The organism is Cryobacterium ruanii, from assembly GCF_004404055.1.
GTDB classification, from domain to species: Bacteria; Actinomycetota; Actinomycetes; order Actinomycetales; family Microbacteriaceae; genus Cryobacterium; species Cryobacterium ruanii.
Genome location: NZ_SOHK01000005.1, coordinates 158,599 through 184,034, shown reverse-complemented (window position 1 = coordinate 184,034; position 25,436 = coordinate 158,599). Strand labels below are relative to the sequence as shown.

Here is a 25,436-nt window from a genome sequence, read left to right as displayed (position 1 = left end):
CCAACGGCGCGATCGAGCTATCTACTCGTTGACAGACCATTCCCAGAAGTTCCAGAACGGACCGGTCTGGTTACCCATGTACTCCACACCGCTGACGCGCTTGGAGACGCCGAACACGCCGGGCAGCTGGAACAGCGGCAGGCCATAGGCATCCGCGAACATCTGCTTGTCCATCCGCTTCTCAATCGCGATGAGTTCATCCGGATCGAGCGTTATCTGGGTCAGGAGCGCATCATCGTTCGTTCCTGTGTAGCGGCTGTAGTTACCGCCGCCATCGGTCGAGAAGATCTGCGAGATGCCGGCCGAACCAACGCCGGGGCTGATCCAACCGAAGATCGACGCTTCATAGTCGCCACCGGACAGCAGCGAACTCCAGTCGGGTGACCCCTTGTCGACGATATTGAACCCGGCCTGGCTGGCCGACTCCTGAATGGCCTGGAAGGTATCGACCCTGTTCGGGTTGTTGGAGTTGTACAGAATGCTCACCGTCGGCGTCGCGCCGGCGAGAAGCGTCTTGGCACCCTCGATGTCTACCTCGGCGTAGTCGCTCGAGCCGTTATTGGAGACGGAATCGCTGTACGGCTCGTTGGCCGGAACCCAGATCTGCGAGTTCAGCACCTCGGCGTCGGGGTTGATGGGCGTGATGAGGGAGTCAAGGATTTGCTGGCGCGGGATGGTCTTCAGGAAGGCCTGACGAACGCTCAGATCGGCGAAGACCTCGGAGCCGAAGTTGAGGTCGACATGGTCGTAAGAGAGCTGGTCGCCGGTCAGTACGTCGGCGCCGGTGTTCTCGAGCGCTGTAAGAGTGTCAGCCGATGCCTGCGGATACATGATGTCAACCTCGCCGTTCTGCAGCGCGGTGACCTCGGCGTTCGCGTCGGGGATGACGCGCAGGATCAGCTTGTCGATTTTGGGCTTCATCCCAGCGACATAGAACTTATTAGGCTCCATGGTGAAGGACTGTCCGGGCGTCCACCCGGTCGGAACCATAGGTCCACTCGAGACGAGCAGGTCGGGGTCGGTCGGGAACGCGGTCACGTCATAGCCCGTGTTCACGAAGTCGGCGGCCGCCTTGAATGTGGGGTCCGCTTCGGCCGGGCTGGCCGGGTCTCCCTTGGGCAGGCCCATGATCAGTTCGGTCAGGTCGGCTGCCGAGCCGAGTCCGGCTTTTTTGGCGACGATGTGCGCCGGCTGCCCGATTGGGTTGATGATCTCCCAGTCCACGTAGGGCGTTCCATAGACCAGGGTCATCGATAGGTTATCGTCGCTGATCGTCGGCAGCGCCGTCGTGTCGAGTCCGGCGGTGCTCGCAGCGAGGTCGAAGTACTGCGTACCGGTCACCACCTCACCGCTGTCCGGGTCAGTGGTCGAGCTGTTGAAGAAGCCGGATTGCGTAGCCCAGGACAGCAGCATGTCATCGGCCGTCACTGGCTCTCCGTCAGACCACTTGTTGTCGGGGTTGAGCGTGTAGGTGACGGTCTGTGGATCATCGCTGGTTTTCTCGAAGGTGCCGAACTCCTCCTCGTGCACGAGGTTGAATTCGTTGTCGACGTATGAGAAAGCGGAACCGTAGTTGCCCATGAGGTAACCGATGATGCCGTTGGTGTCGAGGTTTGACTGGGGGGTCTGGTTATTGAACGACGTGAAGTCGTTGACGATTGCGACTGTCACCGTGCCGCCGCCACCGGCAGTATCCGTGTTGGTATCGGTGCTTCCGGTCGTGGTGCAAGCGGTCAAGGCGAGGGCGGCGACGCCGAGAACGGCGACCCCACTCAGGCTTTTCCTAAACAGTTTTCCTCTGATAGACAAGATTCCTCCTGGGCGAAGTGAGCGCCGGCGCACGGCTCGAGGCCGCGGGTCGATCGTGGTTAGCTACGACCCTAGAGAGAAATCAACAGCGGTGACAAGCAAATACGTGAACTGTTATGAAAAGGAACCATTCATCTTCGTCAAAGTTAGACTTTTTGCACGAAACCTGCGCGTATATGAGTGTCACGCCAAGATTCATAGGTTTACGAGAGAGATTTCGTCGATTAAGCGGGACGGCAGGGCAACGATCAGGCCGATACGGCGCCCAAAAAGATGCAGGTCCGCCCGGGATCGATCCGGTCGGGTCGTCATCGCGCAGACCGCCGCCTACCGTCCGAACTCGAAATTTCCTCCGGGGAACGCCGCGAGCAACTCCTGCGTGAGCTCGCCGTCGATCGAGGCCGCAGAAATCACCACTCACGATCAGAGGGTTGTTGCGACCCTAGTTTGAGTCGCCCCAAATTGGGTATTGCGACACAAATGGTTACAAAGGCGCAATACAGTCGGCAACTCCTGAACGTCACGGTACCAAAGCGCGCACGATTGTTGCGAGACAATCTCGAGGGGGTGATGCCCCGTCAAACCGGGTCACGGGGGCCTCCCTGTGATGGGGTGGCAGGATAGAACCATGGCCACAGCATCCGTTTCGCGTCTTTCGGGGCTGCACCGCACGCGGCTGTACTGGGAGATCGGTATCGTGCTCGCGCTGTCACTCGGGGCGTCGGCGGTGTATTCCATCGTGTCGATCGTGGCCAGGTTGACCGATAAGACCCCCCTCGCCGACCAGTCAGCGACCCTCAACGGGTCGCAGTCGCCGCGGGAGTGGCTCGACTTCACCTATCAGTTCCTCGGGATCGCGTTCGGGCTCGCAGCGGTGGCGCTGGTGCTGTTTCTACTGTGGCGGCCCGGGCAGAGCCCGTTCACCCGTCTCGGCTTCGACCTGACCTGCCCCGGGCGAGACCTGCTCGGCGGATTCGGACTGCTGCTTGTGATCGGTGTTCCGGGGCTTGCGCTATACCTGGCCGGGCGGGCATTCGGCTTCACCGTGGCCGTCGTACCGTCGCCGCTCGACAGCTTCTCGTGGACAATTCCGATCCTCGTGTTCGCGGCTCTCAAGGCGGCGCTGGTCGAGGAGCTCATCGTGGTCGGCTATCTGTTCACGCGGCTACGGGAACTGGGTTGGTCGACCTGGACGATCATTCTGAGCTCGGCCGCGCTGCGCGGCAGCTATCACCTGTATCAGGGCGTCGGGCCGTTCTTCGGCAACGTGGCCATGGGCGTCGTGTTCGGCTGGTGCTATTCCCGCTGGGGGCGCACCATGCCGCTCGTGGTGACCCACTGGCTGCTCGATATTCTCTCGTTCGTCGGCTACCCACTCGCGCTGGCCTGGTGGCCGGGGCTGCTCGCCCCGGCTAGCTAGCTCCTACTCGAACGCCTCGGGCGGCGGGCAGGCGCAGACCAGATTGCGGTCACCGTAAGCGTTGTCGATGCGCCGCACCGGCGGCCAGTATTTGTTTCGCACGAGCGTAGGGACCGGATACACGGCGGTCGTCCGATCGTATGGATGCTCCCACTCCCCCTCGATCACCGATTGCGCCGTGTGCGGGGCGTTGTGCAGCGGATTGTCGTCGGCGGGCCAGCGGCCGGCGGCGACGGCATCCGCTTCGGCCTTGATCGCGATCATGGCGTCGACGAAACGGTCGATTTCGCCGAGGTCTTCGCTCTCTGTGGGCTCGACCATGAGCGTGCCGGCCACCGGAAAGCTCATGGTCGGTGAATGGAAGCCGTAGTCGACAAGGCGTTTGGCCACGTCATCGACGCTCACACCGGTGGCCGCAGTGAGCGGGCGCAGGTCAAGGATGCACTCGTGCGCGACCAGGCCGTTTTCGCCCGAGTAGAGCAGCGGATAGCTGTTCTCGAGGCGTTTGGCCACGTAGTTAGCGGCGAGCACGGCGGCGCCGGTGGCCTGCTTGAGGCCGTCGATTCCCATCATGCGCACGTAGGCCCACGAGATGGGCAGGATGCTCGGGCTGCCGTACGGCGCCGCCGAGACCGGCCCGCCGGCGTGCACGACGTTCGCGGTGGCTCCCCCACTGCCCAGCAGGTAGTGCTCGTCGCTCTGGGCGAGAGGATGCCCAGGCAGGAACGGTGCGAGGTGAGCTTTGGCCGCGACCGGGCCAACGCCCGGGCCTCCCCCGCCGTGCGGGATGCAGAAGGTCTTGTGCAGGTTCAGGTGCGAGACGTCGCCGCCGAAGTCACCATAGCGGGCGAATCCGAGCAGCGCGTTGAGATTGGCGCCGTCGACGTACACCTGGCCCCCGGCCGCGTGCACGTCCGCACAGATGGTGGCGACCTCGTGCTCGTAGACACCGTGGGTGGACGGGTAGGTGATCATGAGCGCGGCGAGGGTGTGGGCGTGCTCGGCGATCTTGGCGTGCAGGTCGGCGAGGTCGACGTTTCCGAGGTCATCGCAGGCCACGACGACAACGCGCATACCGGCAAGGACAGCGGATGCCGCGTTGGTGCCGTGCGCGCTCGACGGGATCAGGCAGACCGTGCGGTCGATCGCACCGTTGGACTGGTGGTACCCGCGGATGGCGAGCAGGCCGGCAAGTTCGCCCTGGCTGCCGGCGTTGGGCTGCAGCGACACGGAGTCGTATCCGGTGACGTCGGATAGCCAGGTTTCGAGCTGGCGCACCAGGTGCAGGTAACCCTCGACATCCGCTGTGGGCGCGAAGGGGTGGATCCCGGCGAATTCGGGCCAGCTGACGGCCTCCATCTCGCTCGCGGCGTTGAGCTTCATGGTGCAGGAGCCGAGCGGGATCATGCCGCGGTCGAGCGCGTAGTCGTAATCGGCGAGGCGCTTGAGGTAGCGCATCATGCTGGTCTCAGAGCGGTGCGTGTTGAACACCGGGTGGGTGAGGTACTCGCTCGTGCGATCGAGATCGCCCGGCAGCCCGTGCTGCACGGCATCGAAGTCGACGTGGCCGAAGGCGTCGCGGCCGCCGAACGCTCCGACAACGTATGAAAGGTCGGCGAGCGTTGTGGTCTCGTCGACCGAAACGCTGATGGTGTTCGCATCGACCTGGTGCAGGTTGTAGCCGCTTTCGGCTGCCTTCGCCACGACCTCGGCGGCGCCCGCCGGCACATTGATCTGGAACGTGTCGAAGAAGGTGTCGGTGAGCACGCCGACGTCAATGGCGCGCAGCGCAGCGACCAGGGCCCCGGCCCGCTCGTGCACCCGTTCGGCGATCGCCTTCAGGCCTTGCGGCCCGTGGTAGACCGCGTACATACCGGCCATCACGGCGAGCAGCACCTGGGCGGTACAGATGTTCGAAGTGGCCTTGTCGCGGCGAATGTGCTGCTCACGCACCTGCAGGGCGAGGCGGTAGGCCGGGTGACCGGTGGCGTCGACGCTCACGCCGACCAGGCGGCCGGGCAGCTGGCGTTCGAGGCCCTTACGCACGGCCATGTAGCCGGCGTGCGGTCCGCCGAAGCCCATCGGCACGCCGAAGCGCTGGGTGGTGCCGACGGCGACATCGGCGCCGAGGTCGCCGGGCGACTTCAGCAGGGTGAGGGCGAGCAGGTCGGCGGCCACGATAACGAGGGCCTTGTTCTCGTGCGCGAGGTCGATGACGACCTGCGGGTTCCAGATGCGTCCGGAGGCAGCGGGGTACTGCACGAAGACACCGAAATAGTCGCCGAGGTCTTCGGCCGTGCTCTGCTCGGTCAAAGCCACCTGCGCCAGTTCGATGCCGAGCGCGGCGGCGCGATTGGTGAGCAGCGCGTGGGTCTGGGGGAAGGCATCCGTGTCGACGATGAACCGTCGCGAGCCGGATTTGGAGGCGCGCAGGGCAAGCAGCATACCCTCGACCACCGCGGTGGATTCGTCGAGCATCGACGCGTTGGCCGTCGTCAGCCCGGTGAGGTCGGCGATCATGGTCTGAAAATTTATGAGCGCTTCGAGCCGGCCCTGGGAGATCTCGGGCTGGTAAGGGGTGTAAGCGGTGTACCAGCTGGGGTTCTCGAACACGTTGCGCTTGATCACGGCGGGCGTGAACGTGTCGTAGTAGCCGAGGCCGATCATCGATCGTTTGACAGTGTTGCGCCCGGCGAGGGCGCGCAGTTCGGCGACGGCCTCGTTCTCGGTCGCGGCGGGCGGTAGGGCACTGCCTGCGTCCTGCCGAAACAGGTCGGCGTGGATCGACGCCGGCATAGCGGCGGAGACGAGGTCGTCCACCGAGTCGTAGCCGAGCGTCTCGAGCATGTGGGACTGGGCGTCGACATCGGTACCGATGTGGCGCTGGGAAAAGGCCTGCGTCATGTTGTACGTTACTCCCCGATCAGGGCGGAATACTCAGTAAACGTCAGCAGGGTGGGAAGGGTCTCGAACTCGACCTTGATCAGCCAGCCCGCGCCGAACGGGTCGCTGTTGACGAGTTCCGGGCTCTCGACCACCTGGTCGTTTGTGGCCGTGACGGTGCCGTTGACCGGCGCGAATAGTTCCCCGACCGACTTGGTCGACTCGATTTCGCCGACGACCGTGCCACCGGCGATGGTGCTGCCGACCTCGGGCAGTTCGACGAAGACGACGTCGCCGAGCTTTTCAGCGGCGTAGGCGGTGATTCCGACGGTCGCGATAGAACCCTCGACCAAAACCCACTCATGCTCGGCGGTGTAGTGGAGTGTTGATGTGTCTGTCATGGTGTTGCCTTTCGCAGGTTGCACGGATTCTAGAGGGGCTATTCGACGCGCTTATAGAAGGGGAGTGACGTGACGGTCGCCGGAAGGCGGGTGCCGCGCACGTCGACGTACACCTCGGTGCCGAGGCGGGCGAGGTCGGGGGTGACATAGGCCATGGCGATCGGGTAGCCGAGGGTCGGCGAAAGGGCGCCGCTCGTGATCACGCCGTCGGGCGCCTCGGCATCGAGGCTGCGGAAGATCGCATACTCGGCCCGCCCGGCCCGTTTGCCGGCGGCGATCAGGCCCACCAAGACGGATGCCCCCGCCTCCGGCCCGGCTTCGCTCGCGGCCCGGCCGACGAAGTCGTTCTCCTTCTTGAGGTTGACCACCTTGCCGAGTCCGGCCTGAGCCGGGAAGGTCGTGAGGGTGAGCTCGTGACCGTAGAGCGGCATGCCGGCTTCGAGGCGGAGGGTGTCGCGACTGGCCAGCCCGGCCAGAACCAGACCTTGGTCGGCGCCGGCGCTCAACAGGGCGTGCCAGAGTTCGCGGGCCTGGTCGGCCGCAAGGTAGAGCTCGAAGCCGTCTTCGCCGGTGTACCCTGTGCGGGCGACGAGCAGGGGGTGGCCGCGGAAGGAGCCATCCGTGATTCGGTAATACTTCATGAAGTGCAGGTCGGCGCCCAGGTCGGTGACGCCCGCGGTGGCGTCGAGGATGGCGAGGGCGTTCGGGCCTTGCACGGCGATGAGCGCGTAGTCGTCGCTCTGGTCGAGAACGGCTACGTCGAAGTCGACAGCACGCGCGAGCAGCGCGTCGAAAGCGGCGAATCGGTTGCCGGCGTTGGCGACGACCAGGAACCTGGTTTCATCGAGGCGGTAGACGACAAGGTCATCGATGATGCCGCCGTTCTCGGCGAGCAACAGGCTGTACTTAGCCTGCCAGAGCTCGATGACCGAGAGTTTGCCGGCGAGCGCGTAGTCGAGGTAGGTGGCAGCATCCGGGCCGTCGACCAGGATCTCGGCCATGTGCGACAGATCGAACAGGCCGGCCTGGTTGCGCACGGCGTGGTGCTCGGCCAGATCGCTCGAGTAGCGCACCGGCATCTGCCAACCCGCGAAGTCGGTGAAACTTGCACCGGCGTCGACGTGGGCCTGGTGCAGGGGCGAGAAACGCTCGATGCCGGCGGCGGGCGCGGCTGCGGGGGTGTTGGAGTCGGCCGAGGTCATGAGTTCTCCGGGTGACAGGGCCGAACAGGACGGCCGCGTGTATGCGGGGCTCGGTTGAGCCTCGTGGGAACTCCCCCTCTGTCGCTCGTGCCTGAGAGCTTCACCAGCGCGTGCGCTGATTTTCACCGTGGGCGAGACCGTGAAACACGCAAAGCGCGTCCAATCTACTTTTCAGAGTGGCCAGTTCGATGCGGTACGAGTACCTGAGAGATTGTCGGGGAGGATTGCTCCTTCGGTGTTCGCACGCTTTCGCGCCGAACTCTCCCGCATCGTCCATATGGCCCAATATTCAGTTATGACGTGGTGCCAGCCTAGCCCCACACCCCGCTGCTGCCGCGACGATGACTGTCAAGCAAGTGCGTATCGATCATGCCGATCGCCTCCATCAGCGCGAACATAGTGGTCGGACCGACGAAGACGAAGCCGACCTGCTTCAGCGCTTTCGACAGGGCAACGGATGCCGCGGAGCTCGTCGGCACGTCGGCCTGCGTTCGCGGCCGGGGAGTGTCGTCGGGCTGGAACGACCAGACGAAGTCGACCAGTCCGCCGCGCTCACGCAGCGCAACGGTCGCCTGCGCGTTGGTGATCGTGGCGCGCACCTTGAGACGGTTGCGCACGATCTTCTCGTCGTTCAGCAGGCGGGCCACGTCGTCCTCGGCGAAGGCGGCGACCCGGTCGGGGTCGAAGTCGGCGAACGCCGCGCGAAACCCTGGACGCTTGCGCAGGATGATGGCCCAGGACAGTCCGGACTGGAAGGCTTCGAGGCTGATGCGCTCGAATAGGGCGTGTTCGTCCCGAACCGGAACGCCCCATTCGGTGTCGTAATAGTCGCGCAACATCGGATCGACCGAGGCCCAGCGCGGGCGGGCGAGGCCGTCGGGCCCGACGATCGCGTCGGAGACTGGCAAGTGTTCCACACAAACCATTAAATACCGCTTCCGCGGGCAGCGGTCACCAGGACAGGGATTCGGCCGCCGCCTCGGTGAGCTCGATGATGTTGTCGAGTAGTGCTGCCATGGTGTCGGAGCGCAGGAGCGCGATCTGATCGAGCGGGCCGACCGGGGCGATCGCGGCGAGCTGCCAGGCGGCGGCGGTCGGGTCGTGGGAGAGTTCCACATCGGGCGACCACTCTTGATCGGCGAACTCGCTCGCGAGCGAGAGGGTGCGGCGCACGAGGTGTTCGGCCTGTTCTCGTCTCGGCAGCAGCGCATCGTCCCACTCCAGGTCGGGCAGCTCCCGAACGGTGGCGAGCGGGTGCGGGTCCTCCGGCATCCACTCGGTCACCTCGATTCTGCGCTCGCCCTGAACGACCAAGCCGAGGTAGCCCTCCGGGGCGTCGAGCTGGGTGACCCGCGCGACGGTGCCGATGCTGAAACGACGTTCGCCGCCGCCGACCTCCTGGCCGCGTTCGATGAGGACGACGCCGAATTCGGCGGGCTCGGAATCGAGTACCCGGGCCAGCATGATCAGATAGCGTTCCTCGAACACACGCAGTTGCAGCGGCATGTAGGGAAAGAGCACGGATCCCAGGGGGAACATCGGCAGGGTCGTCATACCCCCAGCGAACCACGTCGATGGCGTCCGGCCAAGCCCCGGCGCGTGTTCGCGGCGGGAAATTCGGCGGGTACAGCGGAGGTCTCGGATGTTTTCGACGCGTAGCCTAGACAGGCGGCTTGCAACCCGCGCAACAAACGAGAGGCCGTTCGTGGACATCACCTTGCTGACACACTTTGTCGCCGCCGCTGAGGCACCCGATTTCGCCCGCGCTGCCGGGGTAGTCGGTGTCTCCCGCGACACCATCAGCACATCGGTGAAGCGAGTCGAGGCCGAACTCGGCTACGCCCTGTTCGACCGGGCCGCCGAGAGCACGACCCTCACTGAGATCGGGGTCGCCTTCCTCGATGACGCACGCCGAGAGCTGGCTCAGGCAACCGGGCACGGTGCACAGACTGGCGGCGGTTCCGGCGGCGGCAAAGCCAAAGCCAACAAGGGGAAGGGCCGCGCCCCCGCGGTGAAAGGCCAGCCGAAGCTCGGCAAGAAGCGCCAATCGCGCTGATCTGGAACGATCGATGTGGCGTCGCCTTCCCAACTCGCTGGTTGATCAAACAAAACGGGGACTGCACGACCGAATATCGGTCTGGCAGGCCCCGTTCATAGCGAAGGTTTCGCCGACTATTTATGCCGATTCTGAACGATAGGCTGCTTGAGGCTTGTCGCCTCCTCCAGAGAAAGTTCGACATCGGCAAAGGCCTGATCATCCGAGAAGGACTTCATCCGCCCGATCCGGAAGATGATCAAGCCATACAGGCACTTGGCCAGGATGTCTGCCACAGAGTAGCCGATTTGGAGGCCGACCCATGCGTCGGATCCGTCGATACCCAGTCCGGGCAGCAGGTAGGCAATCGGGTAGACGCCCCACGTTGCCAACAGGAGCAGTCGCAACAAGCTGATGGTCTTGCGCACGGTGGCGGGTTGGCGGTCGAGCGACCTGGTCAGTTCAACGAAGAGCACGTAGAGGATGTACGCGAAGGGAATCGAGGAGAGCAGACCGAAGATACCGCGGGTGAGGTTGTCCGACGCCATTTCGCCGGGGTAGCCCAGAGCGATCATGAGGGCAGCGGCAGGAATGAGTCGCTTGAGCAGGCTGCTCTGCACCTTGCGGGCCAGGGCCAGAACGGCCACGAGTTCAAGGAGGAGCAGCGGAACCGTGAGCAGCCAGTCGACGTAGCGGTATCCCTCGTTGAACGACGCTCCCGCGATCTGAACATAATCACCGCGGCCGCCGACAGCTTCGGTCACGAATGCTTCGGTGAAGGAATTGAAAATGCGGAAGTAGTGATATGCCGCGATACCACAAACGATCGCCGCGACAGTCAATGCCTGACGATATCGCGGCATCACGCGTGGCAGGCTGATGACCAGAAAGATAGAGGTGAAAAGCTGCGAAGCAATCACGAGGGAGAAAACGTTATAGATGGTGTCGTACTGCACTTGGGTTAGGGAATCAGGTATCAAAATAGCCTCTGATGCTCGAGAGAATCGCTGACGGTACAGGAGTTAGAACGAATAACTGGGTAACTCGGCTCGGTACATGAGGAAACTTACTCCAAATCCATGGCGAAGGGTCGCGATTATGAGCAGTTATTCACCTGCTGATTTATTTATCTGTCGCAGCCGGCTCGTACCCCGAGCAACGGCCCGGCTCCGCCACGTTCCCATCGAAACAATGGTGTTTTCTGGTCTGGCTCTCACCTTGCTGGCCTTGCTCGCGCTCGGCCTGCCGATGCCCTCGATCCGCTGCTCACGCGTCGGGCCGGCGTTTGGCGTACCCCGCTGGGTCTTGCTGCGTGACCGTCAGATCTCGAAAACCCGGCCCGCATCGACGTTCCAATGCCGGTCGGTGCGCACGTTGGTGAGCATGCGCCGGTCGTGGGTGACCAGCAGTAGCGTGCCTTCATAGCTGTCGAGCGCCTGTTCGAGCTGTTCGATGGCGGCGAGGTCGAGGTGGTTGGTGGGTTCGTCGAGCACCAGAAGGTTCACACCACGCGCTTGCAGCAGGGCCAGTCCGGCCCGCGTGCGCTCCCCCGGCGACAGCTCGTCGGCCGGGCGGTTCACATGGTCGGCTTTCAGCCCGAACTTGGCCAGCAGCGTGCGCACCTCTGCGGGCGAGAGTTCGGGCACGAGAACATCAAAACTCGCGGCGAGGGGCCGCGCCCCGACCAGAAGCGCCCGGGCCTGGTCGATTTCGCCGATCGCGACGCTGGGGCCGAGGTGGGCGCTGCCGGCATCCGCTTGTTGGTGGCCGAGCAGGGCGCGCAGCAGGGTGGATTTACCGGCACCATTAGGGCCGGTAATGCCGATGCGTTCACCGCCGTTGACCTGCAGCGAGACGGGGCCGAGCACGAAGTCGCCCTGCCAAAACTCGGCGTTGTTCAGGGTGGCCACGACCGCGCTCGAGCGCGGGGCTGAACCGATGGTGAACTCGAGCTGCCACTCCTTGCGGGGTTCCTCGACTTCGTCGAGACGGGCAATGCGACTCTCCATCTGGCGCACCTTCTGCGCCTGCTTCTCGCTCGACTCGACCGAGGCCTTGCGCCGGATCTTGTCGTTGTCCGGCGCCTTCTTGATGGCGTTGCGCACACCCTGGCTCGACCACTCGCGCTGGGTTCTGGCCCGTCCGACAAGATCGGCCTTCTTCGCGGCGAATTCGTCGTAGTTCTCCCGGTTGTGCCTCCGGGCCGTTTCACGTTCCTCAAGGTAGGAGTCGTAGCCGCCGCCGAACACCCGGTTTGCGCCCTGCGCGAGGTCGAGTTCGAGCACCCGGGTGACGCAGTGGGCGAGGAATTCGCGGTCGTGGCTGACCAGCACAACGCCGCCGCGCAAGCCAGTGACGAAGGCTTCGAGGCGTTCGAGTCCGTCGAGGTCGAGGTCGTTCGTGGGTTCATCGAGCAGCACGATATCGAAGCGGGAGAGCATCAGGGCGGCGAGCCCGACGCGGGCGGCCTGCCCGCCGGAGAGCGCCGTCATGAGGCTGTCGGCGGTGAGATTCTCGCCGAGGGCTAGACCGAGGTCGGCGAGAACCATCGGCAGCCGTTCATCGAGGTCGGCGGCTCCGCTGGCCAGCCAGCGCTCGAGCGCGGTCGAGTAGGTGTCGGCCGGGTCGATTTTATCGACACGTGGCTGGGTGTCTCCGAGAGCGGATGCCGCGGCATCCATTTCGCGGGTCGCTTCGGCACAGCCGGTGCGGCGGGCGATGTAGCCGGCGATGGTTTCCCCCGGAACGCGTTCGTGCTCCTGCGGGAGCGCGCCGACGAAGGTATCCGCTGGGTTGAGCGTGATCGTGCCGGCCTGCGGTTCGCCCAGTCCGGCCAGCAGGTTCAACAGGGTGGATTTGCCCGCGCCGTTGGCACCGACCACGCCGATGACGTCGCCGGGGGCGACCGTGAGGTCGAGCGATTCAAAGAGGGTGCGGTGTGCGTAGCCGCCGGCCAGGCCCCTGGCCACGAGTGTTCCGGTCATTACTCCATAGTCTCATTGACGGGGCGACTTCTGGGTGTGGTTACGGGGCGACGACGATGGCCAGGCCAGTGGATGCCGCGGCGTCCGATATTCCGTGGGCGTCGGTCAAGGCGGCGAGGGTCTTCTTCATGAGCTGCCTTCGGTGGCTGGTACGGTTTGGTGCCTCAATCCTTAATACCCTATGGGGTATGTCAACAGAGAGGCAAGTTCGTGAGCGTACACGGCTCGCTAGAGTGTTTTCAGGCGCTCGCCACCGGTCGAGGCGCTGGCCCATCAGGGCTGCAACCAAGGGGGATGATTGTGAACAAGGACACGACACGCGTCGAAGCCGCAGCACCACCCAGTGCGCACTCCGATTTGCAGAAGCGCGTCGTGCGGGTACTCATCACCGGCCAGATTCTGGGTGGCATCGGCATGGGAGCGACCCTGTCCCTCGGCGCACTGCTCGCCGCCGAGCTGTCGGGGTCGAGCGCCTGGTCGGGCATGGCCGCGACAATGAGCACCCTCGGGGCCGCAGTCGTGGCCGTTCCGCTCGCACGCCTGGCGCAGGCGCGCGGGCGTCGCGTGTCGCTCGCGACCGGTTCGCTCGCGGCCGGCGCGGGCGCCGTGCTGGCTATCGTCTCGGTATCGATCGATAATTTCGCCCTGCTGCTGATCGCGCTGATGCTGCTCGGTGCCGGCTCGGCGACCAACCTGCAGGCCCGCTTCGCTGCAACCGATCTCGCCACCTCGCGCTTTCGCGCCCGGGACCTGTCTATCGTGGTCTGGTCCACGACGATCGGCGCCGTGCTCGGCCCCAACCTGTTCGGACCGGGCGAAGCGCTCGGCGCCGCCCTCGGATTGCCGCCGATGACCGGGGCGTTCGCGTTCTCGCTTGCCGCCACGGTCGCTGCCGCGTTCGTCTACGCGCTCGGGCTGAGACCCGACCCCCTGCTGACCGCGTTGGCGGCACGCACGGTGAGCACGGGCATCCGCCGGGCCACCGGGGGCTTGGCTATTCTGCGCGGCAACGCGGCGGCCCGGCATGCCGTGGTCGCCATCGCGCTCAGCCACATGACCATGGTCGCCCTGATGTCCATGGCACCCGTGCACCTGCGCGACCACGGCGCGACCCTCACGATCGTGGGGCTAACCATCAGCCTGCACGTGGCCGGCATGTACGCCCTCTCCCCCATGTTCGGCGCTCTCTCCGACCGCCTCGGCCGCCTGCCGGTCATTCTCGGCGGGCAGGCGATGCTGCTGGTCGCGCTCACTGTCGCCTGGCTCAGCGATGGGTCGCAGGGCACGATGACGGTGAGCCTGATCTTTCTCGGACTGGGCTGGTCGGCATCCGTTGTGGCGGGTTCGGCACTGGTGTCTGAGGCCGTTGACATTGAGGATCGCTCCTCGTTGCAGGGCTTCTCCGACCTGTCGATGAACGCGGCCGGAGCGCTCGGCGGAGCGATCGCCGGGCCGATTCTGGCCTGGGCCGGATACTCCGGGCTCGGCCTCGCGGCCATGGCGCTTGTCGCGGTTGTGGTCGTGTGGTCGGTGTTGCGGCTGCGTGCCACGCACTCCTGACCGCCTGCGCAATACACCCCCATGGGTATAAAGTCATTGCACGGCCACCATCGATATCATCGAGAAAACCTTCGACGCGACCATCAGCGACAATGCCATCGTGCTCGTCGACTTCTGGGCCGGCTGGTGCGGACCGTGCCGCATGTTCGCCCCGACGTTCACCGCGGCGTCCGAGAAGTCTCCGCAGATCATCTTCCGAAGGTGGACACCGAGGCCGAGCAGGCGCTCTCGTCGACGGCCGGCATCCGCTCCATTCCCCGATCGAGGTGATCACCGAGGAACACAGTTGGGCGGATGCCGGTTATGACGCTCCCGTCGGCCAGTCGCTGCAGGCTTCCTTCCGCGGGCCAACGAAGCTCAACAGGTGGTCAACTCTTTTGGGTGCACCGGAACTAATTCCCCATGCGCAACGTTCATTCAGAGAACCCCGTGTCAAACCGCGCGGCAGGTCGCAGCTTTTCTTTCGACTCGAAGACACCATCACGCGAGACTACGACTTCGCTGCCGCCTTTGCGGCCCGCTTGGTCGCGCGCACCCGGGTCAACGACTCGGGGTCGACGATGTCGGCTACCGAACGGTACGCGCCTTCTTCGCCGTAGGGAGCGGATGCTTCGCGCCAGCCGGCCGCGTCAACCCCGAGCCGCTTGCCGAGGAGCGCAAGGAAGATCTTCGCTTTCTGCTCGCCGAACCCGGGCAGGGCCTTGAGCCGACCTATGATGTCGGCGCCGTCGGGGTTGTCGGCAGTCCAGATCGAGGCCGTGTCGCCGTTCCAGTTATTGACGATGACCGCGGCAATCTCCTGCACGCGTTTGGCCATCGAACCCGGAAACCGGTGCACGGCCGGCGACTGGCGGAACACCAGGGCGAAGGCGTCGGCCTCGTAGGCGGCGATCGTTGCCGGGTCAAGCACCCCGATGCGGTCACGAATCTTGGCCGGGCCGGCGAAAGCTATTTCCATGGCGATCTGCTGGTCGAGCAGCATGCCAACGAGCAGGGCGAACGGGTTCTCGCTGAGGAGTGTGTCGGCGGCGGCATCGCCGGTGAGGTGCAAGGTTGTCATTGGCTCATTGTGGCACTGGCACCGTGACGACAGTCCGTTGAAGGTGAAGGGGCTGTTCATTCACGAAAGCCACAGAACCCTCTTCGATGCAGTGGCTAAGCGCTGAAGCGGAACTCCACCGGATTTCGTCACTCATCGACATCTCGTGCACCTTGCCCGTCTACTGAGCATCGGTGTCAAGCACAGACCGAGCCGGGTAGCTCGTTGGTCTACATCAGTCCCCCGAGGCGTCCTAGTCAGAGGCTTCCTTGCCGTCCTCGAGCGGGATGAGCATCGTGCGAAACGGCCCCGTACCGGCGTGAAGGTCCCACACTCGAGCGGCGACATCGTCGATGCCATTGGGCAGCTGAAGTTGGGGGATGCCGCCGGGGATCACGAGTTGACTGACACGGATTCCCTCATCTTCGAGTGCATCGTGGAGCATCTCGCCGTAGGCGCTCTCGGCGGGGAACGCGATCGAGGTGCCGGCGAAGCCGGCGCGTGCCTTCACGGAGGTGCCGCCGTTGATCAGGATGATGCTGCCGCGCCCTGCCTGACGCATTCCCGGCAGCACCGTGCGCACCGCGTGAATGAGTCCGAGAGCCGAGAACTGCAATGCCTCCAGCGCCAACTTCGGGGTCAGGTCGAGCACCGGCTTCAGGTAATCACGCGACGGAAGCGGGCTGTACTGCAGCGCAGTGATGGGTCCCAGCTCGGCGGCGGCACGTGCAAGAGCGTCCTGAAGGGACGCCGGCACGAGCACGTCGGCCGCGTAACCAATCGCGGTCAGGCCGGCAGTCTGGAGCTCCGCGGCCAGTGCGTCAAGCTTCGACTTATTCCTCGAAATCAGGGCGATCGAAAAGCCTTCGCGCCCAAACTTTCGCGCAACTGCCGCTCCGAGACCCGGTCCGGCTCCGATAATGGCGATAACAGCCACAGTGGGTTCCTCCAATTGATGATGTTGTCGTGACACGTGTTGTCGTGACGGCGTATCGTCGTCACGACGTGCGGGCGAATCCTACGCCTAAACGTTGAAGCGGAACTCCACCATGTTTCCCCACCGATCAACGTCAAATATATGACTGTGCTCTCGCCCTACAGTCCAATTGAGAACGAGGGCAGCCTCCGCCCTACTCCCGACCGTCCTCAAGCGGGATGAGCATGGTGCGGAACGGACCGGCCACGGTGTGGAGGTCCCAGATGCGATCGGCGACCCCGTCGATGCCGTTGGCAAGCTGAAGCTGCGGGATGCCGCCGGGAATCACCAGTTGGTTGACACGGATACCCTCATCCCCGAGGGCCTCGTGGAGCATCTCGCCGTAGGCGCTCTCAGCCGGGAAAGCGACCGATGTGCCGGCGTAGCCGGCGCGGGCCTTGACCGAGGTTCCGCCGTTGATCATGATGATGCTGCCGCTACCTGCCTGCCGCATCGCCGGAAGCACTGCTCGCACCGCGTGGATGAGCCCGAGGGCCGAGAACTGCAGTGCCTCTAACGCCAGCTCGGGCGTCATCTCAAGCACCGGCTTCAGGTAGTCGCGTGACGGAAGCGGGCTATATTGCAGCGCGGTAATGGGCCCGAGCTCTGCCGCGGCGTTCGCAAGGGCAGCTTCGAGCGACGCCGGCGTGCGGACATCCGCAGCGTAAGCACTCGCGGTGAAGCCGGCAGCGGTGAGCTCGGCAGCCAGCGCGTCTAGTTTCGACTGGTTCCTGGCGATCAGAGCAATTGAATAGCCTTCGCTCCCGAACCTTCGCGCAACTGCTGCTCCGAGTCCCGGTCCGGCTCCGATGATGGCGATGACAGGCACGATGGTCTCCTTCAATTGATGCTGCTGTGATGATCAACTCGAAAGGGTTCACTCTAATCGTTGAATCTGAACTCCACGGGATTCAGTCGTTTACAGACATCGAAATCTCGCCGGTGCCTAAAGCATGTCACCCCCAAATTTATGGCGTGCGCGAGGGATTGTGCTGCTGCAGGGTAATGCGACAGGAGGGTCAGGCGACGCGGAGCGGGGTGGTGGCGTTGATTTCTTCTGCCGCACGGTCCTTCAGCGACATCGAGGTCGAACTGCGACTGCAGATTGAGCCAGAACTGCGCTGATGTTCCGAAGTACTTGGCCAAGCGCAGGGCGGTATCGGCCGAGATACCGCGCTTTCCAAGGACGATCTCGTTGATCCGTCGCGGCGGAACACGAATCGATACAGAAAGCTTGTTCTGGGTGATGCCGAGCGCCTCAATGAAGTGCTCGTTGAGGACCTCGCCTGGGTGAATCGGCGCGAGCTTGTCTCTCTTGTCAGTGATAGTCAATGACCTTTACCTTCTCTGGGCCAGCGTCGGTCCACACGGAGCAGATCCGCGACTGGTCGTTGACCCTGATGCTGTGTTGGCCGGCTCGCTCACCTTTGAGCCGCTCAAGCCGGTTGCCCGGCACGCGCAAGTCGACCGTGGATCCAGCGATGGCACACGCTCACGACGCCACAACCGCGACCGGCCCGGTGATTTTCGCCCGAGGCCAATCAGGCCTATTGGCAGCGCCCGAGCCGGACTATTGTAACCGCCATGATCAGTCGCATCGTCGCACGTAAACTGTCCGCCGCCGCATTGGGTGCTCTCTTCCTTGTTTCAGGGATACCCGCAGTCCACGCCGCACCGCAGCCACGGCCCGGTCATTTCGAGGATGTTATCGCGCTTCCCGACGGATTCCAGCCCGAGGGAATCGCGATCGGCCCGCGCGGCACTGCCTACGTCGGCTCACTCGCCGACGGCGACGTCTACGTCTTCGACGTGCGCACCGGCGAGGAGATCAGGACCCTCGAGGGCCCGGGCACTCCGTCGGTCGGCTTGAAGATCGACAACCGCGGTCGGCTTTTCATTGCGGGCGGGCCCACCGGCGAGGCGCGGGTCGTTGATGCCGCCACGGGCGACCTCCTGCAGAGCTACGCCCTCACCGATACGCCAACGTTCGTGAACGACGTCGTTATGACTCGCGACGCCGCATGGTTCACCGACAGCCAGCAAGCGCAGCTCTATAAGCTCCCCCTCGGACCGGGCGGCGCGCTCCCTAGGACGGATGCGATCAAAGTCGTCCCCCTGTCGGGCAGCTGGATGCAGCAGCCGGGCTTCAACGCGAACGGCATCGCGGAGACCCCCAACCATCAAGCGCTCTTGGTCATCCAGTCCTCCACGGGCATTCTGTTCCACGTCGACCCCGAGACCGGCGTCGCATCGGTCGTTGATCTGGGTGGGGTCCTGCTCCCCAACGGTGACGGGCTGCTCGTCGCCGGGCGCATCCTGTATGTCGTGCAGAATCAGTTGAACACCGTCGCCGTTATCCGCCTCGATGCAGCCGGGATCAGCGGCGAACTCATCGACCGGTACACGGACCCCGACTTCCAGGTGCCCACGACGATCGCGAGGTTTGGTGACGGGCTCTACCTGCCGAACGCCCGCTTCGGCACTCCCCCGGCGCCCGACACTCCCTACTCGGTGGTGCGCATCGATCGGTGACACCGCCTGCAGACGCACATCCACAGCGTTTAGGTCACGAACCCAGAGGTGGCGCCAGAGAACCATGTGGCATCAGGGTCAATCAACCTGAGACGCCGCAAGTCGCACCTCCCCGCGTTTGGCCGCCTGAACCGTGTAAGTCAGGGGGTGAGGCTGGCCCCGCGACCCGGATCTGAACCGCCGGTGGCTTGATCAGCATCCATGTCTGGGGCTGGACCTTGCTGGGATCGGTGTTCACTCGACTTATTACCTACGCTCACCCGCACCCGGCCCGGCAGGGCCAAGTTTTGGGCTCCCTGAATTACGCGTCCGTCCGGGTTCGCGCGAAGAACCCGAGGAGCGCCTCTGTAAGTGCCTCGGGGTGCGTGAGCGGGGCCGCGTGCCCGGCGCCGGGAATCTCCTAGAGTAGTGCGTTCGGAACGTGGTCAACCACGTGCTGTGCGCTGATGGGGAAGATAGGTTTGGACTCCGATCCCCGAAGCACCATTACCGGCACCGAGATCGCGCCGAGCGGTGCAGCAGGGTCGCCGGGGGCGGGGACTGCATCTCGAACAGCCGCGCCGCCTCCGCTGAAGCAACCAGCGAGCCGGAGCGAACGCCCACGGCCTCAGCGACGGCCGGCGCCACCCGGTTGGGTTCGCTCACCGTCTGCCGATCGACCCAACGGACCCGGCGGTAAAGCGTGCCGCTACATCCCCCGCTGACCACCATTGCCAGCCGCGTCTTTCCGTAACCACCCGAACCGGTCAACGTCACCACGCGGATTTCCGCGAGCAGGTCCGCCACCTTGGCGCGGTCACGGCCGCGGCCGATGAACGCCGCTACCCGACGGGAACTCCGCTCTGCGTTTGAACCGACTCGATCCCGGCCCGACCACGCCGACCCGTCTTCACTCTGACACGTACCACGTCGTTTAGAGGGGATGCGGCACCACCGATCAGAATCGGCACCCCGACCGTATCGTTCTTGCCGCCAAAGGCATGCCCTCTACACGTTGAAGCGGAACTCCACCACGTTACGTTACAGAACAACCCCTGAACCGGGTGAGCGAGCGAGTGCGGTCGTCCCCGCCGCCGGCAGACCCAGGTCTGCACCGAGCTGAACGAACCAGCGGCGCTGGTAGGCGGGCAGATCACTTCTCAAGGCTGACTCGACGCCTTGAACGACGAAGCTCCGACTCCACACTCCAGCCTCCACGAGCCCGGGCACGACCACTGTTCGAAGTGGATCGGTGACATCACTCCGGTCGCTCTGCCTCAAAGAAGCACCTTTGATGCCACGCGTCGTGAAGAGACGAGCGAAGAGCACCCTGGTGACTTTCGGTCTCGCAAGCAGCCAGTACAAAAGCGGCTTCCCCGGCCTGTCAGCCCAACCGCTGATCAGCATCAAGACAGCTCCATCATGATGTGGTGCCTCGACGAGACCTTCTTCAATCCACTCATACATCACGGCCCGACCCCGGTTACGGTCCCAGTTCTTGGGATTCGCTGCGAAATCCGAAGACCATTGATCGACGAACGCGATGAGGTCGTTGGGGAACAAGGCCGGGTACACCCACTGCGCAAACGAACGGTCCTCTGGTATCGGCCAGACTTTCGCGGCCTGAGCGGGCACTTTGGAGGCCAGCAGGACGGTGGTCGCCGCATCCCAGTGCCCTAGTTCCAATGGCCCTGTCCAGGCGTCAACGAATTGCGCGTACCCCCCGGAATAGTCTGCTCGCAGATCGCGAAGCCACGAAGTCACCGTCGATGCTGAACTCGCGCACAGGATGGCCTTGGCCTGACCAACCAGGGGCTTGCACGCCGCGCGGCGCTCGTACGGCTCAACGGAAGCGAGTCGGGCCGCAAGGTCACCCGAACGGCCCGTTGCGAGGAGGTTCCTGAGCGAGTCGACCGTGAGCATAACCGAATGCTAGTCCGCTCTCCGCCCACCAGGTTCGCCGTGCCTCGAAAGAAGGGTCTTTGTCCCGCGGGCGGCGCGGAGTGATTGCCGCAATCTGCTCAGCCATGCGATCCTCGGCAATATCGCGGTCATGCCGGTCCTGCAACGTCAACCAGAATTGCGCCGAGGTGCCGAAGTACCTGGCCAGGCGGAGAGCCGTGTTCGCGGTGATTCGACGCTGGCCGTGCACGACCTCGTTGATGCGGCGAGGCGGCACACCGACGGACACCGCGCTCGAGACGGCCCTCGCGGGCCTCCTCGACCATCAGAAAAGGCTCTGGCGGACCTCCTCGACCTGCAAGAAGCGGCCTTGGCCGGCCTGATTAGACGTTAAACCTAAATTCGACCACGTCGCCGTCCTGCATGACGTATTCCTTGCCCTCGATGCGGGCTTTGCCCTTGGAGCGGGCCTCGGCGATCGAACCGGCGGCCATGAGGTCTTCGAAGGAGAAGATCTCGGCCTTGATGAACCCCTTCTGGAAGTCGGTATGAATGACTCCGGCGGCCTGCGGGGCGGTCCAGCCCTTGTGGATAGTCCAGGCGCGGCACTCTTTCGGACCGGCCGTGAGATAGGTCTGCAGCCCCAGGGTGTCGAAGCCGATGCGGGCGAGCTGGTCGAGGCCGCTCTCGGCTTGGCCGGTCGAGGCGAGCATCTCGGCGGCGTCCTCGGCGTCGAGTTCGCTCAGTTCGCTCTCGAGCTTGGCGTCAAGGAAAACGGCGTTCGCCGGAGCGACGAGCGCGGCGAGGGTGTCGAGCCTCGCCTGATCCTGCAGCACGGCCTCGTCGACGTTGAAGACGTAGATGAACGGCTTCGCGGTCAGCAGGCCGAGCTCACGGATCGGCTCGATATCGAGCGTGGCGGAGGAAAGCGGCTGGCCACCGTCGAGGACAGCCTGCGCCTTGAGAGCGGTCTCCAGAACGATGGCGGGCAGCTTGCGCCCCTTGACCTCTTTCTCGAAGCGCAGCACGGCCTTCTCGAGGGTCTGCAGGTCGGCGAGGATCAGCTCGGTATTGATCGTCTCCATGTCGCCGGCCGGGTTGACCTTACCGTCGACGTGCACCACGTCGGGGTCGGCGAATCCGCGAATGACCTGAGCGATGGCATCCGCTTCGCGGATGTTGGCGAGGAACTTGTTGCCGAGCCCCTCCCCCTCACTCGCGCCCTTGACGATGCCGGCGATGTCGACGAACGACACCGGCGCCGGCAGCAGGGCCTTGCTGCCGTAGATGGTTGCCAGGTCGGCCAGGCGCGAATCGGGAAGGTTCACGATTCCGACATTGGGTTCGATCGTCGCGAACGGGTAGTTCGCCGCGAGCACGTTGTTCTTGGTCAGGGCGTTGAACAGGGTGGACTTGCCCACGTTGGGGAGTCCGACGATTGCGATTGTAAGAGCCACGAGAGTCCATTCTACCGGCCACGCCGCTGCGGGCCGTGTCGTCGGCCCGTGTCAGCGGCCCGTGAGACTATAAGGCGTGCTGAATTTCACCGCGATCGACTTCGAAACCGCCAACTCCTCGGGCGCCTCGGCGTGCTCGGTCGGGATGGTGAAAGTGCATGACGGCGTGGTCGTCGATTCGGCCTATTGGCTTATCCAGCCGCCGCCCGGCCACGATGCGTTCTCCGAATGGAACACCCGCATTCACGGCATCACCGCAGCGGATGTCGTGGGTGCCGCCACCTGGGCCAGGCAGCTTCCACAGCTGGTCGCCTTCGTCGGTGACGACTATCTGGTCGCCCACAATGCCGGTTTCGATCTCGGCGTGGTCAAGACGGCGTCGCTCGTGACCGGTCAGCCGGTTCCAGATTTTCGCTATGTCTGCAGCCTGCAGGTTGCCCGCCGCACCTACCACCTGGAGTCGTATCGGCTGCCGGTCGCTGCCATGGCGGCCGGTTTTGAGGACTTCTCGCACCACAATGCGCTCGCCGACGCCGAGGCGTGCGCGGCCATAATGATTCACGCGGCCAAACGCCACGAGGTCGACACGCTCGAGCAGCTCGCCCACGTGACCCGGGTCAAGGTCGGAGTAATCGGACCGGTCGCCACCCAGGAGCACGCGTCGACGCACGGGCCGATGGCGCTCACCTAGTGTGACGCATCGCAGCATTTAGGCCGGTCCGAGTGTCATTTAGCCAATGTCGGTGGGCTCTGGCAGACTCAAACCATGGATCCACTACTGAGTTTGATCGTTGGTCTCGTCATCGGTGCCGCCCTGGGCGCCCTGGTGACTATCGTGTTGCTGCAACGTCGCCGCGCCGGAACCCCGGCCGCCGGGGCCACCGACCCCGCTGTGGTCGAGGCACGCCACCAGGTGACTCTCGTCGAGGTCCGGGCGAGCGAGGCGAGCGTTCGCGCAGCCCTGCAAAGTGAGCTCTCTGCCGCGCTGGCCACCGTCGACGGCCTCAGCGCTCAGATCGACCACGACCGTGCCACGGCACGTGAGACCGTCGAGCGGCAACGTTCCGACCAGCAGCTGCAGTCCGAGCGGGAGAAGCGCGAACACCTCGTACTGGAGGCTCTCAGCCCGGTGCGGGAGACCCTGCGCACTATGCAGGAGAAGGTCACCGAGCTTGAATTACAGCGCAGCGCACAGTACGGTTCGCTCTCGGAGCAACTCAAGCAGGCGCAGATTTCGGACCAGCAGCTGCGGGTGACCACCGAGTCCCTCGCGAGCGCACTGCGCTCCAACAGCACCCGAGGAGTTTGGGGTGAAACGCAGCTGCGGCGCGTGGTCGAAGCGGCCGGCCTCGCCCAGTACGTGGACTTCAACACCCAGACCAACATCTCGACAGATGCCGGCCTCGGCCGGCCGGACATGGTCGTGCGCCTGCCCGGCAACAAGTCGATCGCGATCGACGCCAAGGTTCCGCTCGAGCACTACATCGAGGCAAGCACCATCGCCTTCACGGCCACCGGCGAGGAGGGTGCCCGGCGCAAGATACTGATCGACAAGCATGTGAAGGCCGTGCGCGCCCACATCGACTCCCTGGCCAAGAAGACCTACTGGGAAGGCTTCGATGCCAGCCCGGAATTCGTGATCGCGTTCATTCCGAGCGAGTCGCTGTTGTCGGCAGCGCTCGAAGCAGACCCGTCGATTCTCGACTACTCGTTCAGCAAACGGGTGGCCCTGGCATCACCGGTAAACCTGTGGGCGGTGCTGAAAACGGTTGCCTTCACCTGGCAGCAGCAGGCGGTCACCGACGAGGCGCAAAAACTGTTCGACCTGGGCAATTCCCTATACCAGCGGCTTGGTGCTTTGAGCGGCCATGCCGAGTCGCTGCGCAAGGCACTCGAGCGCACGGTGGACAGCTACAACAAGTTCGCCAACTCGCTGGAGTCGCGGGTGCTGGTGACCGCTCGGCAGTTTCCGGGGATCGACCAGACCAAGATCGGGCTGCTCACCGAACCGGCCATCATCCACGATTCCCCACGCAAGCTGACCGCGCCCGAGCTGGAGGCACCGGCAGCGCAAGTCGACACGCTCGACCTACCCGTAGAACTGGATGGTGCCAAATTGAACGAGGCGAAGCACAGTACCGTCAAACTGCGTCTCGCTGATCTCGACGATTCTGATTCCGAGCTTCGCGTGTGACGCACGGCCCCCGAAGACAGAAACGGCACACCACGAGCCTGAAGGAACAGACCCGGGCGTGCAGTTTCCGGTCAGGCTGTAAGTCTGACTGAGCGCTTACAGCCACTTTTCGGCAAGGTGTTCGGCGATGACGCGACGGGCCGTGCCCGAACGCGAGCGCAGGACGATACTCTCCGTCCGGATCATCGGGCCCCTGCGACGCACGCCGTCGACGAGCCCGCCGTCGGTGACTCCGGTGGCTACGAAGAAGGTGTTGTCACCGCTGACCATGTCATCGATCTCGAGCAGCTTGTCGATGTCGAGGCCGGCCGCGACGCCACGGGCACGTTCGGCGTCGTCCTTCGGGGCGAGCCGTCCCTGCATGTAGCCGCCGAGCGCTTTGAGGGCGCAGGCCGTGGTGATGCCTTCCGGGCTGCCGCCGATGCCGACGCACATATCGATGCGGGTCTCGTAACGGGCGGCGTTGATTCCGCCGGCCACGTCGCCGTCAAGCATGAGGCGGGTTCCGGCGCCGGCGCCGCGAATAGCGTCGATCAGGCCGGCATGTCGGGGGCGGTCGAGGACGGCGATGGTCATCTCCCCGACCGGCTTCTTCATAGCCTGCGCCAGTTCACGGATGTTGTCGGCAATGGACTGGTCGAGGCTGACGACACCGCGACCGGCCGCACCCGTGACGATCTTGTCCATGTAGAAGATCGACGAGGCGTCGAGCATAGTGCCGCGGTCCGAGACCGCGATGACGGAAACGGCGTTTTGGCGGCCGGCAGCAGTGAGGCTCGTTCCGTCGATGGGGTCGACGGCGATGTCGCAGGCGGGGCCGCGCCCGTTGCCGACGTGCTCGCCGTTGAACAGCATGGGCGCTTCGTCTTTTTCGCCCTCGCCGATGACGATGAGCCCGTCGAAGTTGACGGTGCCGAGGAAGGCGCGCATGGCGTCAACAGCTGCCTTGTCGGCGGCGTTCTTGTCGCCGCGGCCGATGAAGGGCACGGCGCGGATCGCGGCGGCCTCGGTGGCACGCACGAGCTCCATGGCGAGGTTACGGTCGGGGTGTTGAAACAGAGTG

The 25,436-nt window shown here is 64.4% G+C and carries 22 protein-coding genes, 3 pseudogenes and 1 riboswitch; of the genes and pseudogenes, 7 read left to right on the top strand and 18 right to left on the bottom strand.

The annotated features are described in order from the left end of the window. Positions 1-21 precede the first annotated feature (21 nt). Positions 22-1,809 (bottom strand): ABC transporter family substrate-binding protein, encoded by a 1,788-nt coding sequence (locus E3T47_RS02380; RefSeq protein WP_134554037.1) that lies wholly within the window; start codon positions 1,807-1,809, stop codon positions 22-24. 628 nt (positions 1,810-2,437) lie between these two features. Here E3T47_RS02380 and E3T47_RS02375 point away from each other — a divergent pair. Continuing rightward, the gene (locus E3T47_RS02375) at positions 2,438-3,229 is read left to right on the top strand and encodes a CPBP family intramembrane glutamic endopeptidase (protein WP_134554036.1); all 792 of its coding nucleotides are present in this window, start codon (positions 2,438-2,440) and stop codon (positions 3,227-3,229) included. Between the two features lie 3 nt (positions 3,230-3,232). Here E3T47_RS02375 and gcvP read toward each other — a convergent pair whose 3' ends face one another. From gcvP to E3T47_RS02350, 5 genes are all read right to left on the bottom strand, one after another. Beyond that, positions 3,233-6,133: an aminomethyl-transferring glycine dehydrogenase gene (gcvP, locus tag E3T47_RS02370; RefSeq protein ID WP_134554035.1), complete on the bottom strand. Its 2,901-nt coding sequence runs from the start codon at positions 6,131-6,133 to the stop codon at positions 3,233-3,235. Between the two features lie 8 nt (positions 6,134-6,141). Next, on the bottom strand, positions 6,142-6,513 hold the full coding sequence (gene gcvH, locus E3T47_RS02365) for a glycine cleavage system protein GcvH (protein WP_134554034.1): 372 nt from the start codon (positions 6,511-6,513) through the stop codon (positions 6,142-6,144). Between the two features lie 38 nt (positions 6,514-6,551). Then, the gene (gcvT, locus tag E3T47_RS02360) at positions 6,552-7,715 is read right to left on the bottom strand and encodes a glycine cleavage system aminomethyltransferase GcvT (RefSeq protein WP_134554033.1); all 1,164 of its coding nucleotides are present in this window, start codon (positions 7,713-7,715) and stop codon (positions 6,552-6,554) included. Positions 7,716-7,896: 181 nt separating this feature from the next. After that, a riboswitch (glycine riboswitch) is annotated at positions 7,897-7,992 on the bottom strand. 34 nt (positions 7,993-8,026) lie between these two features. Next, a complete protein-coding gene (locus E3T47_RS02355; RefSeq protein WP_277871796.1) occupies positions 8,027-8,632 on the bottom strand; it encodes a DNA-3-methyladenine glycosylase I in 606 nt (201 codons plus the stop codon). Positions 8,633-8,666: 34 nt separating this feature from the next. Continuing rightward, on the bottom strand, positions 8,667-9,269 hold the full coding sequence (locus E3T47_RS02350; protein WP_134554031.1) for an LON peptidase substrate-binding domain-containing protein: 603 nt from the start codon (positions 9,267-9,269) through the stop codon (positions 8,667-8,669). Between the two features lie 151 nt (positions 9,270-9,420). Here E3T47_RS02350 and E3T47_RS02345 point away from each other — a divergent pair, with 151 nt between their 5' ends. Beyond that, positions 9,421-9,771, top strand: a complete 351-nt coding sequence (locus E3T47_RS02345; protein WP_134554030.1) for a LysR family transcriptional regulator — start codon at positions 9,421-9,423, stop codon at positions 9,769-9,771. Positions 9,772-9,887: 116 nt separating this feature from the next. Here the strand turns inward: E3T47_RS02345 and E3T47_RS02340 are convergent, their stop codons facing one another. Together E3T47_RS02340 and E3T47_RS02335 are read right to left on the bottom strand one after the other, a co-directional pair. After that, positions 9,888-10,706, bottom strand: coding sequence for a bacteriorhodopsin-like (locus tag E3T47_RS02340; protein WP_241981861.1), 819 nt, complete (start codon positions 10,704-10,706; stop codon positions 9,888-9,890). Between the two features lie 363 nt (positions 10,707-11,069). Next, positions 11,070-12,734 (bottom strand): ABC-F family ATP-binding cassette domain-containing protein, encoded by a 1,665-nt coding sequence (locus tag E3T47_RS02335; protein ID WP_134554028.1) that lies wholly within the window; start codon positions 12,732-12,734, stop codon positions 11,070-11,072. Positions 12,735-13,028: 294 nt separating this feature from the next. On the opposite strand from E3T47_RS02335, the gene E3T47_RS02330 reads away from it, so the two are divergent. Continuing rightward, positions 13,029-14,294 carry an MFS transporter gene (locus E3T47_RS02330; RefSeq protein WP_134554027.1) on the top strand — a complete coding sequence of 422 codons (1,266 nt, stop codon included), beginning with the start codon at positions 13,029-13,031 and terminating at the stop codon, positions 14,292-14,294. A 49-nt stretch (positions 14,295-14,343) separates the two neighbouring features. Next, positions 14,344-14,552: pseudogene (locus E3T47_RS02325) on the top strand (thioredoxin family protein); the annotation flags it as partial. 232 nt (positions 14,553-14,784) lie between these two features. Here the strand turns inward: E3T47_RS02325 and E3T47_RS02320 are convergent. The 5 genes and pseudogenes from E3T47_RS02320 to E3T47_RS02300 form a co-directional block, all read right to left on the bottom strand. Continuing rightward, complete coding sequence (locus E3T47_RS02320) at positions 14,785-15,354, bottom strand: HhH-GPD-type base excision DNA repair protein (RefSeq protein WP_134554026.1); 570 nt, start codon at positions 15,352-15,354, stop codon at positions 14,785-14,787. Positions 15,355-15,586: 232 nt separating this feature from the next. Beyond that, positions 15,587-16,270: an SDR family NAD(P)-dependent oxidoreductase gene (locus tag E3T47_RS02315; protein WP_134554025.1), complete on the bottom strand. Its 684-nt coding sequence runs from the start codon at positions 16,268-16,270 to the stop codon at positions 15,587-15,589. A gap of 193 nt (positions 16,271-16,463) precedes the next feature. Continuing rightward, positions 16,464-17,138, bottom strand: coding sequence for an SDR family NAD(P)-dependent oxidoreductase (locus tag E3T47_RS02310; RefSeq protein ID WP_134554024.1), 675 nt, complete (start codon positions 17,136-17,138; stop codon positions 16,464-16,466). A gap of 190 nt (positions 17,139-17,328) precedes the next feature. Further along, positions 17,329-17,641 (bottom strand): annotated as a pseudogene (locus E3T47_RS02305) (HigA family addiction module antitoxin). After that, positions 17,628-17,765 carry a type II toxin-antitoxin system RelE/ParE family toxin gene (locus E3T47_RS02300; protein ID WP_277871795.1) on the bottom strand — a complete coding sequence of 46 codons (138 nt, stop codon included), beginning with the start codon at positions 17,763-17,765 and terminating at the stop codon, positions 17,628-17,630. The pseudogene E3T47_RS02305 and the gene E3T47_RS02300 overlap by 14 nt, the downstream one beginning before the upstream one ends. Positions 17,766-17,893: 128 nt before the next feature. On the opposite strand from E3T47_RS02300, the gene E3T47_RS02295 reads away from it, so the two are divergent. Continuing rightward, positions 17,894-18,841: an SMP-30/gluconolactonase/LRE family protein gene (locus E3T47_RS02295; protein ID WP_134554022.1), complete on the top strand. Its 948-nt coding sequence runs from the start codon at positions 17,894-17,896 to the stop codon at positions 18,839-18,841. A gap of 486 nt (positions 18,842-19,327) precedes the next feature. Here E3T47_RS02295 and E3T47_RS02290 read toward each other — a convergent pair whose 3' ends face one another. The 4 genes and pseudogenes from E3T47_RS02290 to ychF all read right to left on the bottom strand — a co-directional run bounded on the left by E3T47_RS02290 (position 19,328) and on the right by ychF (position 22,179). Next, positions 19,328-19,627, bottom strand: coding sequence for a hypothetical protein (locus E3T47_RS02290; RefSeq protein WP_134554021.1), 300 nt, complete (start codon positions 19,625-19,627; stop codon positions 19,328-19,330). A gap of 234 nt (positions 19,628-19,861) precedes the next feature. Beyond that, entirely contained in the window at positions 19,862-20,743 is an 882-nt protein-coding gene (locus tag E3T47_RS02285; RefSeq protein ID WP_134554020.1) for a hypothetical protein, read from the bottom strand. Between the two features lie 76 nt (positions 20,744-20,819). After that, positions 20,820-21,011: pseudogene (locus E3T47_RS16215) on the bottom strand (HigA family addiction module antitoxin); the annotation flags it as partial. A gap of 94 nt (positions 21,012-21,105) precedes the next feature. Then, the gene (gene ychF, locus E3T47_RS02275; RefSeq protein ID WP_134554018.1) at positions 21,106-22,179 is read right to left on the bottom strand and encodes a redox-regulated ATPase YchF; all 1,074 of its coding nucleotides are present in this window, start codon (positions 22,177-22,179) and stop codon (positions 21,106-21,108) included. Positions 22,180-22,255: 76 nt separating this feature from the next. Here ychF and E3T47_RS02270 point away from each other — a divergent pair, with 76 nt between their 5' ends. Both E3T47_RS02270 and E3T47_RS02265 read left to right on the top strand, forming a co-directional pair. Continuing rightward, positions 22,256-22,870 carry an exonuclease domain-containing protein gene (locus tag E3T47_RS02270; RefSeq protein ID WP_134554017.1) on the top strand — a complete coding sequence of 205 codons (615 nt, stop codon included), beginning with the start codon at positions 22,256-22,258 and terminating at the stop codon, positions 22,868-22,870. 75 nt (positions 22,871-22,945) lie between these two features. Next, the gene (locus E3T47_RS02265; protein ID WP_134554016.1) at positions 22,946-24,373 is read left to right on the top strand and encodes a DNA recombination protein RmuC; all 1,428 of its coding nucleotides are present in this window, start codon (positions 22,946-22,948) and stop codon (positions 24,371-24,373) included. 96 nt (positions 24,374-24,469) lie between these two features. On the opposite strand, the gene glpX is transcribed toward E3T47_RS02265, so the two are convergent. After that, complete coding sequence (glpX, locus tag E3T47_RS02260; protein WP_134554250.1) at positions 24,470-25,402, bottom strand: class II fructose-bisphosphatase; 933 nt, start codon at positions 25,400-25,402, stop codon at positions 24,470-24,472. Positions 25,403-25,436: the final 34 nt, after the last annotated feature.

What these genes read in the sequence shown, in the direction of transcription:
- E3T47_RS02375 (WP_134554036.1), top strand. Translation starts at nt 2,438, where the DNA reads ATGGCCACAGCATCCGTTTCGCGTCTTTCGGGGCTGCACCGCACGCGG.
- gcvP (WP_134554035.1), bottom strand. Translation starts at nt 6,133, where the DNA reads ATGACGCAGGCCTTTTCCCAGCGCCACATCGGTACCGATGTCGACGCC.
- gcvH (WP_134554034.1), bottom strand. Translation starts at nt 6,513, where the DNA reads ATGACAGACACATCAACACTCCACTACACCGCCGAGCATGAGTGGGTT.
- gcvT (WP_134554033.1), bottom strand. Translation starts at nt 7,715, where the DNA reads ATGACCTCGGCCGACTCCAACACCCCCGCAGCCGCGCCCGCCGCCGGC.
- E3T47_RS02350 (WP_134554031.1), bottom strand. Translation starts at nt 9,269, where the DNA reads ATGACGACCCTGCCGATGTTCCCCCTGGGATCCGTGCTCTTTCCCTAC.
- E3T47_RS02335 (WP_134554028.1), bottom strand. Translation starts at nt 12,734, where the DNA reads ATGACCGGAACACTCGTGGCCAGGGGCCTGGCCGGCGGCTACGCACAC.
- E3T47_RS02330 (WP_134554027.1), top strand. Translation starts at nt 13,029, where the DNA reads ATGATTGTGAACAAGGACACGACACGCGTCGAAGCCGCAGCACCACCC.
- E3T47_RS02320 (WP_134554026.1), bottom strand. Translation starts at nt 15,354, where the DNA reads ATGACAACCTTGCACCTCACCGGCGATGCCGCCGCCGACACACTCCTC.
- E3T47_RS02295 (WP_134554022.1), top strand. Translation starts at nt 17,894, where the DNA reads ATGATCAGTCGCATCGTCGCACGTAAACTGTCCGCCGCCGCATTGGGT.
- E3T47_RS02285 (WP_134554020.1), bottom strand. Translation starts at nt 20,743, where the DNA reads ATGCTCACGGTCGACTCGCTCAGGAACCTCCTCGCAACGGGCCGTTCG.
- E3T47_RS02265 (WP_134554016.1), top strand. Translation starts at nt 22,946, where the DNA reads ATGGATCCACTACTGAGTTTGATCGTTGGTCTCGTCATCGGTGCCGCC.
- glpX (WP_134554250.1), bottom strand. Translation starts at nt 25,402, where the DNA reads ATGGAGCTCGTGCGTGCCACCGAGGCCGCCGCGATCCGCGCCGTGCCC.